Source organism: Ruminococcus sp. RTP21484sp1_RTP21277st1_D2_RTP21277_210401, from assembly GCF_040924225.1.
Lineage (GTDB): Bacteria > Bacillota > Clostridia > Lachnospirales > Lachnospiraceae > Blautia_A > Blautia_A faecis.
Map to the genome: position 1 here is coordinate 1 of NZ_JBCOMJ010000043.1, position 14,753 is coordinate 14,753.

General features: G+C 46.9%; 9 protein-coding genes. All 9 read right to left on the reverse strand.

Annotated features, from left to right (window positions below; genetic code table 11):
* Nucleotides 1-670: 670 nt before the first annotated feature.
* The 9 genes from AB5706_RS21085 to AB5706_RS21125 all read right to left on the reverse strand — a co-directional run bounded on the left by AB5706_RS21085 (nt 671) and on the right by AB5706_RS21125 (nt 14,731).
* The gene (locus AB5706_RS21085) at nt 671-1,084 is read right to left on the reverse strand and encodes a hypothetical protein (RefSeq protein WP_148462993.1); all 414 of its coding nucleotides are present in this window, start codon (nt 1,082-1,084) and stop codon (nt 671-673) included.
* A 160-nt stretch (nt 1,085-1,244) separates the two neighbouring features.
* Nucleotides 1,245-1,988 carry a sugar phosphate isomerase/epimerase family protein gene (locus AB5706_RS21090; RefSeq protein ID WP_148462992.1) on the reverse strand — a complete coding sequence of 248 codons (744 nt, stop codon included), beginning with the start codon at nt 1,986-1,988 and terminating at the stop codon, nt 1,245-1,247.
* A 93-nt stretch (nt 1,989-2,081) separates the two neighbouring features.
* Nucleotides 2,082-6,056 carry a cadherin-like beta sandwich domain-containing protein gene (locus tag AB5706_RS21095; RefSeq protein WP_173717064.1) on the reverse strand — a complete coding sequence of 1,325 codons (3,975 nt, stop codon included), beginning with the start codon at nt 6,054-6,056 and terminating at the stop codon, nt 2,082-2,084.
* Nucleotides 6,057-6,080: 24 nt separating this feature from the next.
* Complete coding sequence (locus AB5706_RS21100) at nt 6,081-7,925, reverse strand: hypothetical protein (RefSeq protein WP_148462990.1); 1,845 nt, start codon at nt 7,923-7,925, stop codon at nt 6,081-6,083.
* Entirely contained in the window at nt 7,926-9,323 is a 1,398-nt protein-coding gene (locus AB5706_RS21105) for a DUF4430 domain-containing protein (RefSeq protein ID WP_173717063.1), read from the reverse strand.
* A gap of 18 nt (nt 9,324-9,341) precedes the next feature.
* Nucleotides 9,342-11,675: a transglutaminase-like domain-containing protein gene (locus tag AB5706_RS21110; protein ID WP_173772406.1), complete on the reverse strand. Its 2,334-nt coding sequence runs from the start codon at nt 11,673-11,675 to the stop codon at nt 9,342-9,344.
* Nucleotides 11,600-12,766 carry a DUF58 domain-containing protein gene (locus AB5706_RS21115; RefSeq protein WP_368366306.1) on the reverse strand — a complete coding sequence of 389 codons (1,167 nt, stop codon included), beginning with the start codon at nt 12,764-12,766 and terminating at the stop codon, nt 11,600-11,602. Before AB5706_RS21115 ends, AB5706_RS21110 begins: the two co-directional genes overlap by 76 nt.
* The gene (locus AB5706_RS21120; RefSeq protein ID WP_173717060.1) at nt 12,763-13,701 is read right to left on the reverse strand and encodes an AAA family ATPase; all 939 of its coding nucleotides are present in this window, start codon (nt 13,699-13,701) and stop codon (nt 12,763-12,765) included. Before AB5706_RS21120 ends, AB5706_RS21115 begins: the two co-directional genes overlap by 4 nt.
* Before the next feature lie 52 nt (nt 13,702-13,753).
* Nucleotides 13,754-14,731, reverse strand: coding sequence for a prenyltransferase/squalene oxidase repeat-containing protein (locus tag AB5706_RS21125; RefSeq protein WP_173717059.1), 978 nt, complete (start codon nt 14,729-14,731; stop codon nt 13,754-13,756).
* Between the last annotated feature and the right edge of the window lie 22 nt (nt 14,732-14,753).

Below are 14,753 nucleotides of genomic sequence, written 5' to 3' on the forward strand. Positions count from 1 at the left end.
CTGTATCCTTCCAGAAACAGCTTTTTCATCATTTTTTCCTGCTCTTTTTTCTTCAGCTTTTTCAGGGAGGAATCCCTAATCTTATGCTTCAGAATTTTTTTACTTAACGGATGATCCGGTCCATACTGATAGATCTTCCAGGCCTCCGCTGCATTTAGTCCGCAGACAATTGCCATTACCAGGCAATAATAGCCTGCATACTCTTCATTTCTTATGCCCTCACCTTCTTTATAGTTCTAACATTTTTCGGTTCCCGGCATTTTCCATTTATGCATGTCCTCCTTTCTTTTCCTGTTCCATGTTTCTCATCCGACATACTTCTATTTTTTTCGAATTATCCCTCTTCTCCTTCCTTTTGTATTTGCTCCCTTTGCCTAGATTCTGAATTTTTGACAACAAAAAAAGACACCAAAAATCCATTCCAGGTTTTTGATGTCTTTCTATATTTCTCAGATCTATTGTCTCAAATGATTGCTCCCGGTATTTTGCCAGGACTAAACTTCTTCTGCATAGGGTGCTATGCATAAACGATAATTCAATTATAGGATAACACAATATATAGTGCGTGTCAATGTTGCATTTCCGTATATTGTGTTTATGCGTTTGTTATGCGTTATCTAACATTTTCCAAATCCAAGCATCAGGTTCTCCATAACATAGCAGTCCTCTATCACTTTTCCTCTTCATAATAATAAAGGGAGTGCGTTTTTAATGTTGCATAAGCATAAATACGTTTTCTGTCATCTGCAACCAGCACATAGGTCACACCACGCCCATAAACAGAATCATCCCTGGCATAATCATACAGATATTCATTCATATCATCATTTCCGCAATCGAATTCCTGGATTATTTCATCTGAAAGATCCGCCTCATTTAATTCTACATGTTCTAAAGTTGTTTTTTCACTATCCATTAGGGCATTTAATTCGGCTAATGTTTTCTTATTAATATTGTTTCGATAATACTGACAATCATTAAAAGAATCCCTCGTAAGTCGATTTTCATTAAGCTTACTAAAGAATGCTCTTTCTTTTCCCTGGGAAATTAATGTTCCACGACTTATTTTCTGTGGCATTGCCATAGTATCAGCCTCCTTACTTATCATTCTTTTCCTACTATTATTATACTGTAAATTTCGTAAAAAAAACATCTGGAAAACATTGCCAAAATAGAGAAACAGATTTTGGTAAATTAATTTGCCAGTTGAACTATTGTAACATTTTTTTATATTTTGTAAATCCTTATTTTGCTGTCAGTCTGTCAAGGCATCTTTTTATATCCTCTTTTTGCATGCATTCAATGGTCCAGGTGCGTTCTTTTGTCTCCGGCAGATAACTAAGCACTTTCTCCCAGGGAAGGTTTCCGCTTCCAAGCCCAATGTGGGAATCCCGGTCGCCGCAGTTGTCATGGATGTGGACATGACTTACATAGCGAGCCAGGTTTTTCGCCCACTCCCTGACATCCAAAGAAGAATAACAGTGCGCGTGCCCGATATCCAGACACAGCTTGAAGTTCGGCTGGTTCACCTTCTTATAAACATCCAAAAGAAGTCGCCAGTCATCATCAAATACATTTTCCAGCACGACTTCAAGTTCTGTTTTGTTTTTCATAAATTCCTTCCAGAATTTGGCGACATGCTCCGCCCAGTATTCTTTGTAATAAACATACGGGTTCATGCCAGAGTGAAAGACAATCTTCTTAGCTCCAAGTTGAAGCCCCGCCTCATAGCACTGGTTGAATCTTGTCATGGTGGCTTCCCGCACTAGGCTGTCGTATGCACAGGGGTTCACATCCAGAAATGGGCCATGAAGAATCAGATCCCTGGTCCCTATCTCTTTCATCTTCTGCCAGTACGTTTTGATTGAATCCGAAAGCTGATCCAGGTTATCCGAAATGGAAAAATCAATGCTTTCGATCCCGGTTCCGTACTCTTTTACCAATGCTTTCATGTCATCATCTAAAACTAAATGGCTAATATATATCATTTTTTTCCTCACTTTTTTACGAAGCTGCTCCTGCCTCTTTTAAATGGCAGAACAGGCAGAAGCCCCGCAAGGCCTTGCTGCCTGTTCCACTTTTTATTTTACTTTGATCTTAATTTTTTTCGATTTGGAACCTGATTTTACCGTAATGGTGGCAGTTCCTTTTTTCTTTGCAGTGATCACACCTTTTGCGGTAACGGTTGCCACCTTCTTATTGGAAGTGGTATAGGTTACCTTCTGCAGGGAGGTGATCGGGCTGATGACTGGCTTTAAGGTCAGCTTCTTGCCTTTTTTCAAGGTTGCCTTAGACGCAATGCCTGTGATCTTGGTTGTCTTCACCGCCGTCTTTTGAACAGTCACATTAATCACCTGTTTTTTACCGCTCGCCAGGGTGATGGTGACTTTTGCTTTTCCAGCCTTTAAGCCTTTTATGGTACCTTTGCTGGTCACTTTTACGATCTTTTTATTGCTGGTAGTCCAGCTCTTGATGGAATCCCCATTTGCCAGACCGGTTACCTTCACTTTTGTGGTAGACTGTTTTACCTTCAGCTTAATGCTAGAGGCCGTTACCTTGATGGTGGGGGTAAGTTTACTTCCCACTGTACGGGTTTCCGTTTTTCCCTTGTTGCTGGTGCGCTTCTGGGTTTCCGGGGCAAATACGGTTGCCCCCGATACGGTTGTCCAGGGGCCAAATACCTCCGGGACTTCCGTTGGTGTCGGAGTCGGCGGAACGGGTGTCGGGGTAGCTGGAACCGGAGTTACAGTTGGTGTCGGGGATGGAGTATCAGTACGCTGTACCACAATCGTATAATCCGTTGTCTTTCCAGACTTTGTGGTTACGGTAACTTTTACCTCTGCTTCCGCCTCTGGATTGGTCTTATCAAAATACATGGCAATTCTGTGTGCTGCGCCACTTCCAGTTACTTTTCCAAGTACCGTTACCTTGCTGGTACCGCGGATTCCCACAGCGGTGACGGATGCGCTGCTGTCTGCCGGTTCTGCAAAGATATTTAAAAACTCCCTGCTCTCTTTATAGATTGCCCGGTAGCTGGTTGTCGCGCTGCTAAATTCCGGGGACAATGAAATCCGGTTTGCCGTATTGGAGTAGGTATTGCTGGTGCTAAGCGTCATGTTCGCCAAAACCGGCGTAGAAATATCCTGGGAAATGTGGAAGGTATATTCCCGGCTCTTTCCCTGGCCGCTTACGGTTACCTTTATATCTGTGGAGCCGCTGCTTACATCCGCCACAAAGCTTCCTGCATACGCCTGTCCATTTACGGTTATGGTACAGCCTTCCGGTGCTTTCAAAGCAAAGGTTACCTTGCTGGCATTCTCCGCTACCGTTAAGTTATATTTTAAGGTATCCTTTCGGAAGGCAGAAGGCCAGGTTACTTTTCCAGTATCTGCCGTGGCTGTCACGCTGTTTAAATATGCCCCGTTGGTTTCCAGAGCCATCAGGTAATTGGAATCATTTTTGTAATAAAGGGTGCCTTCCCGGTCTGCACAGATGGTACTGATACAGTATTCCTGCTGGTCACTTGCCGGACGGAAAAGCTCTACGGCTGTTCCGGAAGTCTGTCCCGGTTCATCGGATAACATATAAATACCGCCTGGTTTTGCATTGTAGGTAAAGTACAGATAGACTCTTCCATCTGTCTGTCCATCTCCATTATAATCCTGGTTTTCGTAGGCCGTGGACAGAAGAGGCGCTGCCTGGGGATAGCCTGGAATGGATACGTTGTATGCCAGGGAAATCCCGGAAGCGGTTTCATTTAAGACTGCAAAATGGTGACCACCATCGGAATTGAACTGGCCACCGTTTCCGCAGACACCTACATAGATCCTTCCCTTATAAACAACCGGGGAAGCGGTTGCCATGCCGCCAAGGTTATAGCTGCTGGTGCTTCCAAAGGTGCCGTCTGCATTCATCTGCACACGGTACAGATACCCGCCTTTGGTGGTGAAATATACATAACCATTGTTATAAACAATAGTGGAACGGATATCCCCATGGCTTGTCATCTTGTCCAGGAGCAGTCCGGTGTGAGTGTTCACAGAATATAAAATGGCGGAATTGGTATCTGTTCCTTCTGAAGAACCGTCGTCGGAACCAAATACCAGGTAATCGGATGAGGCATAGGAACCAGCCCAGTAAAAGCCGCCCTTATGGTTGTATTTCCAGGTGCAGTGTTTAATTTCTATTCCTGTGGATGGATCCTCGTCTGTAACAGACAGACAGAAATAAGAGCCTGCTGTAGTCTCGGAGTTCCAGGTTCCCGTGTAAATATATCCATCCTTATACGTGATCGGGGAAAGTGTCTGACCACCCAGGGACTCACTGATCCATAAAGACTTTAAGGAAGTGGCACTGACTGCCTGAATCTGACCGCCTCCGATCTGTGCAAACAGCATTCCCTCTGCATAGGTAAGAGGAATCATGGCATACTGCATGTTTCCAGAGAGCTGTTCGCTGGTCTGAAGGATTTCCCCTGTGTTTTTATCCAGCTTATAGATAAACTGTCCAGACGCTACATAAACTGCTCCGCCCAGGATCAGTGGTGGTGTGATGGCAGCCTCCCAGCCCACTCCGATCCTTGTGTTCCATTTTAACAGGGTGGAATCCGCACTGGTCGGGGTACTGCTTCCGGTAATGCCGTTGTTCGTATCACTATTTTGGAAATTGATCCAGTCGTTATCCGTGATCTCCGGCTGTGTGGCATCCTGTTTTACCAGTTCTGCGGTAATATCGCTAACCTCGCCGCCGGTAAAGCTGCCCTGTTTAGAAATATAGCCATACTTGGAGATGTTCCAGGTATAAGCTTCTCCCTGGAGGATATTCTCATAAACCATCAGGGAATCGGCGGAAGGGGTAAGGCGCTCCCCATCCTTGTCATATACGCTGATGACCGCATCCTCCGGGGTTACCTGGAAACTTACTTTGTCACTTGTGCTTTTATGCACCAGGATGGTGTAGGTTCCTGTGGAGGTATAAGTCTTTTCTGCCAGGGCAGGATCCGCATAGGTGTTTGCCTCTGACATGGAGAGTGTCACTTTGGTATCACCGGTGTCTGCCAGTGGAACGCTCACAGCCGTATCTGTAGAAGAAAACGGAACCTCTTTTACTTCGCCTGTGGTTACATTTTCACTGGAAATGGCAAGCTGATACCAGTTACCGGAAAATGCCTTTGGAACCACCTGTAAAGAAGCAGTCGAAACCACTACCGTTGTCTCGTAGTCCCTTGTAGTTCCTGTGGTATCAAATTTGGGAAGGATATTTTTTGCCAGGTCTTTGTCGTCCGGCAGGTAGGCCTTGAGATCGGAAAGGTCAAGACGGCGTTCTACCAGGATCTGGTAAACCTGTTTGTCACCTTCTGTTCCTGCGGTAATGGTATAAAGTGCTCTTTTTGAGCCATTCCCTCCTGAGGAAAAGACAGAGGCACTCACGTTGTAACGTGTCCCGTCTTTATAGGCGCTTGTGGATAATTCCAGGTTCTGTTTCTGTCCATCCAGCCCGGTGGTTTCCAACTGAATGGCGGAACCATCTGGCGCATTTCCAGCCAGATCTGCTGTGATCCAAAAAGATGCGGAATCCATGTTGGAACCATACTCTGCTACATAAACCTTGCCGCCAAACTCTGCGTCAAGGTCGGCAGAACGCTTCAGGGCTACGGTGGATACTCCGCTCTGACTGGTGTATAAAGTCAGGTTCTGAAGGTAGCCGCCCTCATCCTGCATATCGGATTCCAAAAGAGTCGTGGGATCCGCTTCGCCTTCAAACCCATCCTGGGAATCCGGTGCCACAAAATCCTCTTCCCCTGAAAAGTCCTCTTCTGCTTCCCCGGAGGTAAACCCGGTAAATTCAGAAACACTTGCAAATGAATCCTCACTTTGTCCGCCATCTGGGTTTTCTTCAGGTTCTTCTAAACTGCCTTCAAAAGACCCTGCCTCGTCTGTAAAAAATCCATCCTCTTCTGCGGCATAAGCCGTGTTTACCGCATACACCGGAAGGTTTCCAGCTAACAGAGCTACAGACAAAAGTCCGGTCAACCATTTTTTCATTGTTGGTTTCATTCTGTTCTCCCTTCTTTTCTTTGCTTACGCCGTTATTTTTGGCTTTTTATTGTTTCTCTTTTTAAACCGTTTCTTCGCCGTTACAAAAAAGACGGCAAAACCAGTTTCCAATACTGCAATCACCAGAAGAAATTTTGTTGCAAGACTTGCTTTTTTGATTCCTCTTGTTACACTTCCCGCAAAAGATTCCTCCTGAGCCTGGTTCTTTCCAGTTGTATTTGTAACTGTGGTTTTGGTTTCTTCGGTAAAACGGTCTGACGCCTCACTTTTTTCTTCCACCACTGGAGAAGGAGCGACTTTTTCCATCACCTTCTCCCCTGCTATGGTATAGCCAGGCTTTAAATCTTTTGCATATTTTTTCCTAGTCCGCTCTGTCCACTTCGGGGATTCTATCTTTTGGGTATCAGCTGTCTTGATATTTCCAAACAAAGAAGTCTGTTTCTCCCCCTGGAGCTTTAAGGATGCCTTGATCTCCCTAGTGGTTTTCTCGCCCTCTTTACCGCCTGCTTTGGATCCCTCCACCAGTTTTAGATTAGATAAGGAGCCCTGGCCGCTTTGTCCTGGGATAGCCGCCTGGGACTTATTTCCGCCATGGTCGGAGCCATGCACCAGGTTTCCAGGGGTACCGGCTATTTTTATATCCGGGATCCGCATGACTAAAGAATCACTTACGTTCCCAGCTGCATCCTTTACCACGATCACCAGATCTTTTTCCCCGGAGGATAATCCAGTCAAGGTAATGGTATTGGTTCCGGCTAATACTTCTGTTCCTTCCCCACCTGTATCCAAGGAAGGTACCTTTGCCCCTGCCTCAATCACCTGGTAATAACAGGTTCCCTTTTCGGAAGTTTTATAGACAGCGGATGCAGTATCTGTGGAAATACGGCTGGCACTGATTTTTTTTAGTACCGGAGCTGTCGTATCGGTAAGTTTCAGAGTAATATAATAGTCTCTGGTTGTTCCATCCTCGGCTTTTACCTCCAGACGGACCTTTGCCTCTTTTTCCTGATCTGCAAAAAAGATTTTCCAGTAAGAGCGGTCTTTATTATCCTTGTTTCCCGTAATGGTCTCATCTTTTTCTACTGTTCCTGCCTTGATGCCACTGATGGCATAAACCTTGACAGAAGCTTTTTCATCCTCCACTTCTGGCCAGATATTCAGGCTCTGGCGTTCACCATCATAGGAGGCTTCAAATTTTTCCTTGTCCGGAGCCAGATCCGGGCTTAATTTTAAAATTCCTTTTCCGTACTTGTCGGAGCTGGAAACATACAGTCCCTTTAAGGCTGTGTTGCTGCTAAGAAGGGTGATGGTATATTCCGTCACCGCAGGATCTGCCGTGATCTTCTGGTAGAATTCCTGGTACCCTTCTTTTCGGACATAGAGTTCATACGCCTGTCCCTGTAAAAGAGAATACCGTCCATTTTCTTCTGCGGAAACCGGGTTTCCCTCTGCATCCAGGATCACCACACTGGCATCCCCCGGCTCAACTTTTAATCCCACGCTCACCAATGCCGGGGTTGGCGTAACGGTCGGTTGTGGAGTCTCGGTGGGAGCTGGTGTCTGTGTTGGTGCTGTGGTCGGCTCCGGAACCGGCGTTGCTGTCGGTTCTTCTGGAGTTTCGGTAGGAGCTGGTGCCTGTGTAGGCTCTGGCTCTACGGTCGGTTCCGGTGCCTGTGTGGGTTCTGGCTCCATGGTCGGCTGTGGTTCTTCGCTCGGAGCAGGCTCTGGCTGTTCCGGTTCCGAAGGCTCTTCCTGCCCCTCTTCTTCGCTTTGTATCACCACTTCTTCTTGCTGTGCATATATCTCATAAGGGACACTTCCGGCAATCAGAGCTGCCGTTAGGGTTCCCATTACCAATCTTTTTTTCATTTACCAATCCCCCCATGTCTCGCCGTTTACTCCGCCACCTACGTCGGCACCGGAATAAAGGGAAAATCGAAGTCTTACCTCATCCCCGTCCGCCGGGAAATAGGAAGACATTCCAACACTCATGTATTCACCGTTCACGGAATACAGCCAGCCAGAGTCCATGGTAAAATCAAACTCTCCAAGCCAGTTGGAATCGTGATCGGATAACTGACAGTTTACTTCCTGCAAATGTGCCATCAGGTCATCCGGAATAGCCGCATTTGCGGAAATGCCTCCCCTTCCGATTGCTTTTAAGTAAAAGCCGCTGGTGGCATCCCCATTGTTTCTCCAGTCAAAACCTGTGTTCTGCAAAAGCCGCAGCAGAACAGAGGATAACTGTTCTCCCTGGTAATAGTCAATAGATGTTGCTGGAAGGATGGTTCCAAGCCCTACCGTACCCGCTTCAATGCTGATGGTGATAGAGCCTGCCACCTGTGGACCTGCGTCTTCTCCCTTATACAGGGTAAAGGGAGGTAAGGTAGTGGCATAGCCCTCTTCGTCTGTCGCCTTGATTTCTATGGTGTTGGCACCTTCTGCCAACTCCAGGCGATATGCCAGGACTCCGGCAGCCGGTTCTCCCTGGCAGGAAAGCCGTTCCCCATTTCCAGTTACCGTAAGAGCAGCTGCGCCCAAGCTATTTCCATAATGGTCGGTTGCCTGAATATAAAAGGTTCGGTAAGAGGCATTAACCGTCTCCCCATCGGTAAGATCCGTGGCAATCTTCGGGTAGTTATCTTCTACCGGTTCCTCTGGACTTTCCGTAGGGGCAGGTGTCGCAGTGATCTGCGGCTCTTCCGGTGCCGGGGTAACAGGCGGCAGATCCTCGTTTGGAGTCTGTGCCCCGTCCTGGTTCCGGTTATCATCCGCATCTGGGGTTTCTGATGGCTGTTCAGAATCGTCCGGATCATCCTGGTTATCATATTCAATCGTATTACTTTGATTCTCTTGATTTTGGTTTGTATTGTTATTATTTTCTGGCGTTTCCGTCACAGTCGCCTGGGGTGTGGGCGTTACGCTTTCCTCCGGCTTAGGCGTTGGTGTCACCGTCTGGGGGACCGGTTCCTTTGTCGGTTCCGGCGTAACCGTAGGAGTCGGTGTCTCTTCTGGAAGAAGCTGGGCCTGTTCCTGCTGCTCTAGCGCTTCCTCGCCGTTTCCGTCTGTCTTGGATCCTGCATAGGCAAAACCAGTTCCCAGATACCCTTTTAAGGAGCTGTCTGCACTGATTCCCTGCACCGGGTTTGGCACCGCCTCTGGCTCACTTTTTAATACACCCTGAGCCAAAAGGGCAACCGCTAGAAGAAATATTAGCACAGGAATAAGCGCTGCCAATATTTTTCTTTTCTTCTTTTTTTCTTTCATAAACAGCCTCCTTTCCTGTCAATAAAGTCTTTCAATATATTTCATAATCCATCTGTCATACCAGTTTGCAGATGCTTTTAATTCCTTTTTTAAGTGACGGATACAGCTTGCTGTATCGTGCCGCTCGGAGGCCGATACCGGATGGGGGCTAAACGCTGCCTTTTGTCCAATCTTTGTTACTTCTTCATAGAGTAATGTGGTCTCATCTGAATACTGTGCGCCATGCTCATATAACACCCTGGCATAACCAGCCATGGCCCGGACTGCCAGTTTGGCGTCCTGGGAGGCAAAGCACTTCCTTCTCTTTCGGTTTGTAAATGCTCTTAAAAATACCACAGCCAGGATAAAAAGGAACATAAATGTATCAAATACGATCAAAAACAGAAGAAGGAATTTCTCAATTCCAAACAATGCCAGCTTTAGGCTGAAATTGGTACGGATGTCCTCTTCCACTGGGGGCTGTGATTCTGTCTCTGGGATTGAAGCAGCCAGTTTTCCTTTTGCTTCCAGACCGGTTTTTAAGTTGGCTTCCTCCATGACACCGTAATAGGAAGGTGTCATTTCAAGAGGGATCCAGCCAAGCCCGTCCACATAGATCTCCGTCCAGGCATGTCCGTTGGTGCCTGGGATCTTGATGGTGTCCCCTGCCTGTTTTCCCTCTATATCCTGCGGCGTAATTAAATACCCCTCCACGTAGCGGGCAGGAATGCCATAATAGCGGAACATAAGAGCCGCTGCTGTCGCAAAATGAACACTGTGTCCGATCTTGGAGGTGGTTAAGAAATTCTCGGTAAAATCCCCCTCTTCTGAAAATACATCGGTCTGGGAGCTGTAGGTCATGTTCTTTTCCAGATAGGAACGGATCCTAATGATGGCTGTATAATAATCCGTGTGTCCCTCGTCACGGTTTCCGCCATCTCCAAGCTCTGTTTGAAATAGAGTTTTTAAAGAAGCTGGAAGAGCGGTATCTTCCTGATAAACGAAGGTATTGTAATAGCTCTCCTGGCTTCGGTAGGAACTGACGGCATCTGTGCTGCCATCCCTGGTACTGTTGCCAGCAGTCAATGTCTGATAGACTTTTGCCCCAAGTGTGGTAAAATCACTGACCAGATTTCCAAGGGAGGAAAAGCGATAGGTTCTTTTTCCAAACAATCCTCTGGCGTTCAGGGTACTGTCTGCCTGGGCATTTTCGCCAGTATAGCCCTCCGGAAGGTCCGTAAGTTCATAAGGGGTATAGAGGTATTTACTGCTTGCAATTTTATTCTTTATGGAGATGATTCCCTTCTCACTGGAAAGGGAATCGTCCTGGATCAGATTTCTTGCATTCTGAAGCTGGTCTTCCCCATAGAAGCCATCCTTATGAAGCCAGTAAAACAAGTCTTTTTCTTCATAAGCCTTTTCCGTGGAAATGCTCTCCCAGGAGGAACCGTCGTAAACACTTCCCACAAAACCGCGCAGGTACAAAGAAGACGGCTGCTCCATGGTCACCTCCAGTGCAGTATCAGAAGACGCACTCCAGGATCCCATCTGCTTTAAATTTCCATCCGGGAGGGAATTGGCTTTCTGTCCTTTATAACGAAGCCTTAAAAGTCCATTTAATGCCTCTTCTTTGGCACTTGCCACAAGCTTAGAATCCTGGTAATCGTTCTTGGGCACCAGATTTTGAAGGAATCCTCCTCCGGCAGCGGAAACCAGAAGAAGCCCAAGTGCCCCTGCACAAAAAGCGGACACGTCAAAAGCGGTACCGGATTTTCCCCCTTTGTTTTTGGTCATATAGTTTAATTCTAACAGGATTCCGGCGTAAAAGCCAAGACAAAGCCTGGTATCTGGAAGCAAGCCTGTTTTTGTCAGAACCACCGGAAGTACTGCTGCAAAAAGAAGGAGCAGCACATACAGCCGAAGCTTCAGAATTAAGAAGCCAAGCAACCCACATACAATGCCAAGGAAAATAAGAACTGCCAGCTCTCCATTTGCATTCCCAGATTCCTTTATCTGGTAAATGGTAAGGTAAATCCCTGCTTTTTTCCCAAGAACATCTGCAAGCTGGTTCCAAAGTGAAAGGAATCCATTTAAGAGCGCACCTGAAAAAACGGTCAGGCAGATTCCAGAAGCTGCGCTTAAAGAGAAGACCGCAGCAACCAAATGTTCCCGAAGCCCCAAAAGAAAGCCACAGAGAAGGGCGGTGACAGCGACGCTCATCAAAAAAGGAATCCCATTCACAGACGGAATCAGGGTATGAAAAAGCGCAAAGGTTCCAACGCCATTTACCAGAAAAATCAGGACACTTTCCAGCAGGATACCGGGCAGGTATCTTCTATGTTTTTCTTCTTGTCTTGTGATCCATACTTCCATGTGATGGTTTCTCCTTTATCCGCTGCGATTCCACAGCCTACAACGGTTACCTCGCCCCGGGTTCGAAGACTTCTAAGATCTTCTTCCTCTGGTGCGCCCGTAATATAAATATAATTTGCAAATCTTTGTTGTCCCGGAGTGTGAAGATATTCTGTGATGGTACAGGGCTTTTCCCCCTCCCCTGTGTGACGGAGGAATAAATAGAGAATATTTTCATAATCCTCGCGGGTGCGTATTTTTTCAATGTAAAAATGTCCGGTACTCTGGTCAAAAACGCCTGCCTGGCAGGAAATGCCCTGTTCCATAAAGCTATTTAAAACTGCGGCAAACACTTCACCAAGCGTCTGTGCTACGGCTGGGGCTTTTTCCTTTAAATATGGCTCTGCCAGGATCAGGACCGTATCATCCACCGGGAAGCTTCTCTGGCGGATCATCATTTTATCTAACTTACCCGTCAGCTTCCAGTGGATCTGACGAATGCTGTCCCCCTCCTGGTATTCCCGGATATCAAAGGTCTCCCCCGGATCATCCCCAGGACGGGCTCCCGAATAGCGGAAGCTCTCCATGTCAAAGCCCTCTTTTGTGAGAAACCGAAAATCTTCCTTTTGCTCACAGGGCATCACCACCGTACAGGCGGACAGCCCCGCCTTCCTCTTTTGCCCTGCCAGACCAAAGAAATCATAGGAGCGCCAGGAGTGTAAGGTGGCGTAAATACAGCCGCACCACTGGCTTTTTCCCTGGAAGTCAATGGCTTTTTTTCCTCTTCCTTTAAGGGAAAATGAAAATGGAAGCTCCATCTGCTCCCCAGTAAAATGATTTTCCAAATGCAGGCTGCCTTTTCCTAAAAATACCGGAAGGACAGAGTCATTTACGATCTGAAGCTTTCCTTTCCAGATTCCATCCTGTTCCGCTGCTTTTGGGAGTTTTAGCTTCATGGTGACCTTTTTTCCGCAAAAGAAACCAAGCAGCAAAAAAGCCACTACTGCAAGCGCGGATAAAAGCAACAGGACGGCATATACCCAGGCTCCAGTAAAAATGGCAGCCAGGGCAAGCAGTATGAACCATATAAGTAGTAAAATCCTGTTTTTCATTCTCCCTCTACCTTCGGTGCCTCTGTATCCTTTAAAATCTCTTCTAAAATGTCCTTCGCACTCTGCTCCTGATATCTGGCTCTGGAATCCAGGATCATGCGGTGTGCGGTTACATCTGTGAATACTCTTTTTACATCTTCCGGGATCACGTAATCCCGTTCTTCCATGAACGCAGCCGCCTTTGTCATACGGCATAAAGCCAGGGTTCCACGGGGGCTAAGACCAAGTGTAATCATAGGATGGTTTCTGGTTGCCTCTGCAAGGGTTGCAATATAGTTCAAGATGGAATCTGCCATATATACTTTTTGTACCTGATCCTGAAGCATAACAACTTCTTCTTTGGTAATAACCGCTGTTGCTTTCTCCAGCGGATTTGTGGTCTGCCGGTCCCGAAGCAGCTCTACCAGGTTTTCGTGATCCGGATAGCCCATGGAAAGGCTTATCATAAATCGGTCCAACTGGGATTCCGGCAGCATCTGGGTTCCAGAAGATCCGGTAGGGTTCTCTGTAGCAATGACTACAAAGGGCTGGGGAACGGGATGTGTCTCGTTATCCACGGTTACTTTTCCTTCTTCCATAACTTCCAGAAGGGCTGCCTGGGTTTTGCTGGAGGTACGGTTGATCTCGTCCGCAAGGAGCATATTGCACATCACCGCACCTGGGCGGTAAATGAATTTGCCTGTCTGTTTTTCGTACATGGTAAATCCGGTTACATCAGAAGGGACTACATCCGGCGTAAACTGGATCCGGTTAAAATCCATTCCCATAAGGCGGCAAAGTGCCAGGGCTGTGGTCGTCTTTCCAACGCCTGGAACGTCTTCCAGAAGCACATGTCCTCTTGCCAGCACTGCCATGATGATCTTATCCGTAACTTCTTTTTTTCCTTTTATAATGGTTCCAAGCTCCTTCTGAAGCTGTCTGATCTTATCTGCCATTTCTTTCCTCCTGCCCTTTTTACTGGCTGATCCAGGTTCTTTTTCTTTTGTGTCAATTGGTATCACTCATATCATAAAAACTGGTTTTGCCATTTAAAAACCGGCTGTATGCCGCCATTGCACAAAACGCCTGGTCGGTAGCCATGGGATCGCTGTCCCCGTCTAATAAATGTGAAAAGCTTCCATCTTTTTTATAATACTCCATCAGGTTGTCGTAAAGCCCTTTTTCCTTTTTCTGGAAACGTTCATCTTTATTGCAGTCGATTCCATACGTGCTAAGCGCAAGGATTACCTGGGAAATGGACTCGGAGCTTTTATCCCCATACGCCTCATAGCCGCCATCCTCTGCCTGTGCATCCGCTAAAAATTCCACGCCACGGTCAATGATGGCACTGATTTCTTCCTCTGTGGCATAGGGCTCTAAGCACTGTAAGGTCATGGCAGTCAGATCCACATCTGCGGTATCGGAGCTGTCATCTAAGGAAAATCCGCCGGATGGCTTTTCCTGTTTCACTATGTAGGTCAGATACTTTTGTTCCAGCTCCCCATCTATCTCCAAGCGGTCCGCATTTAAGGCAAGAAGGGCATACACGGCTCCATTTAATCCCTGTGCCGTAACAGCCTCAAAATCATCTAAAGGCTTTCCAAGGTCATACCCGCCAATATCGGAAGGATCGATCCCGATGGCCTTACAAGCCAGGACAGCCCTTGCATACTCAGTATAGCGGTTTTCACTTAATACCCCTTCCTGCTCCTTGACACGCTTTTCTAAGTTTGCCCTGTATTTTTCGTAATAGCCGTCCTCTGCCTCTTCCCCGGAGCGTGCCAGTGCGATCACCGTCCACTCACCGCCGAGGGAATCAGAAGCCGGGGAGGGAATACTTGTCTGTTCATAGGAAGCCGTTTTCTTTAATGCTTCCTCTAAGGACGGAGTACCGCCACAGCAGCCGGATAACAGGCTGATGGCAGCAGCCGCCGCCAGGATTCCGGCAAAATAGCATTCCTTCCTTTTCTTTTTGGGATTTAACATTTTTCGTTTCTCCTTTTTTTTA

Coding starts and splice junctions, on each gene's coding strand:
- AB5706_RS21110 (WP_173772406.1), bottom strand. CDS start 11,675: ATGGAAGTATGGATCACAAGACAAGAAGAAAAACATAGAAGATACCTG.
- AB5706_RS21100 (WP_148462990.1), bottom strand. CDS start 7,925: ATGAAAAAAAGATTGGTAATGGGAACCCTAACGGCAGCTCTGATTGCC.
- AB5706_RS21095 (WP_173717064.1), bottom strand. CDS start 6,056: ATGAAACCAACAATGAAAAAATGGTTGACCGGACTTTTGTCTGTAGCT.
- AB5706_RS21125 (WP_173717059.1), bottom strand. CDS start 14,731: ATGTTAAATCCCAAAAAGAAAAGGAAGGAATGCTATTTTGCCGGAATC.
- AB5706_RS21090 (WP_148462992.1), bottom strand. CDS start 1,988: ATGATATATATTAGCCATTTAGTTTTAGATGATGACATGAAAGCATTG.
- AB5706_RS21115 (WP_368366306.1), bottom strand. CDS start 12,766: ATGAAAAACAGGATTTTACTACTTATATGGTTCATACTGCTTGCCCTG.
- AB5706_RS21085 (WP_148462993.1), bottom strand. CDS start 1,084: ATGGCAATGCCACAGAAAATAAGTCGTGGAACATTAATTTCCCAGGGA.
- AB5706_RS21105 (WP_173717063.1), bottom strand. CDS start 9,323: ATGAAAGAAAAAAAGAAGAAAAGAAAAATATTGGCAGCGCTTATTCCT.
- AB5706_RS21120 (WP_173717060.1), bottom strand. CDS start 13,701: ATGGCAGATAAGATCAGACAGCTTCAGAAGGAGCTTGGAACCATTATA.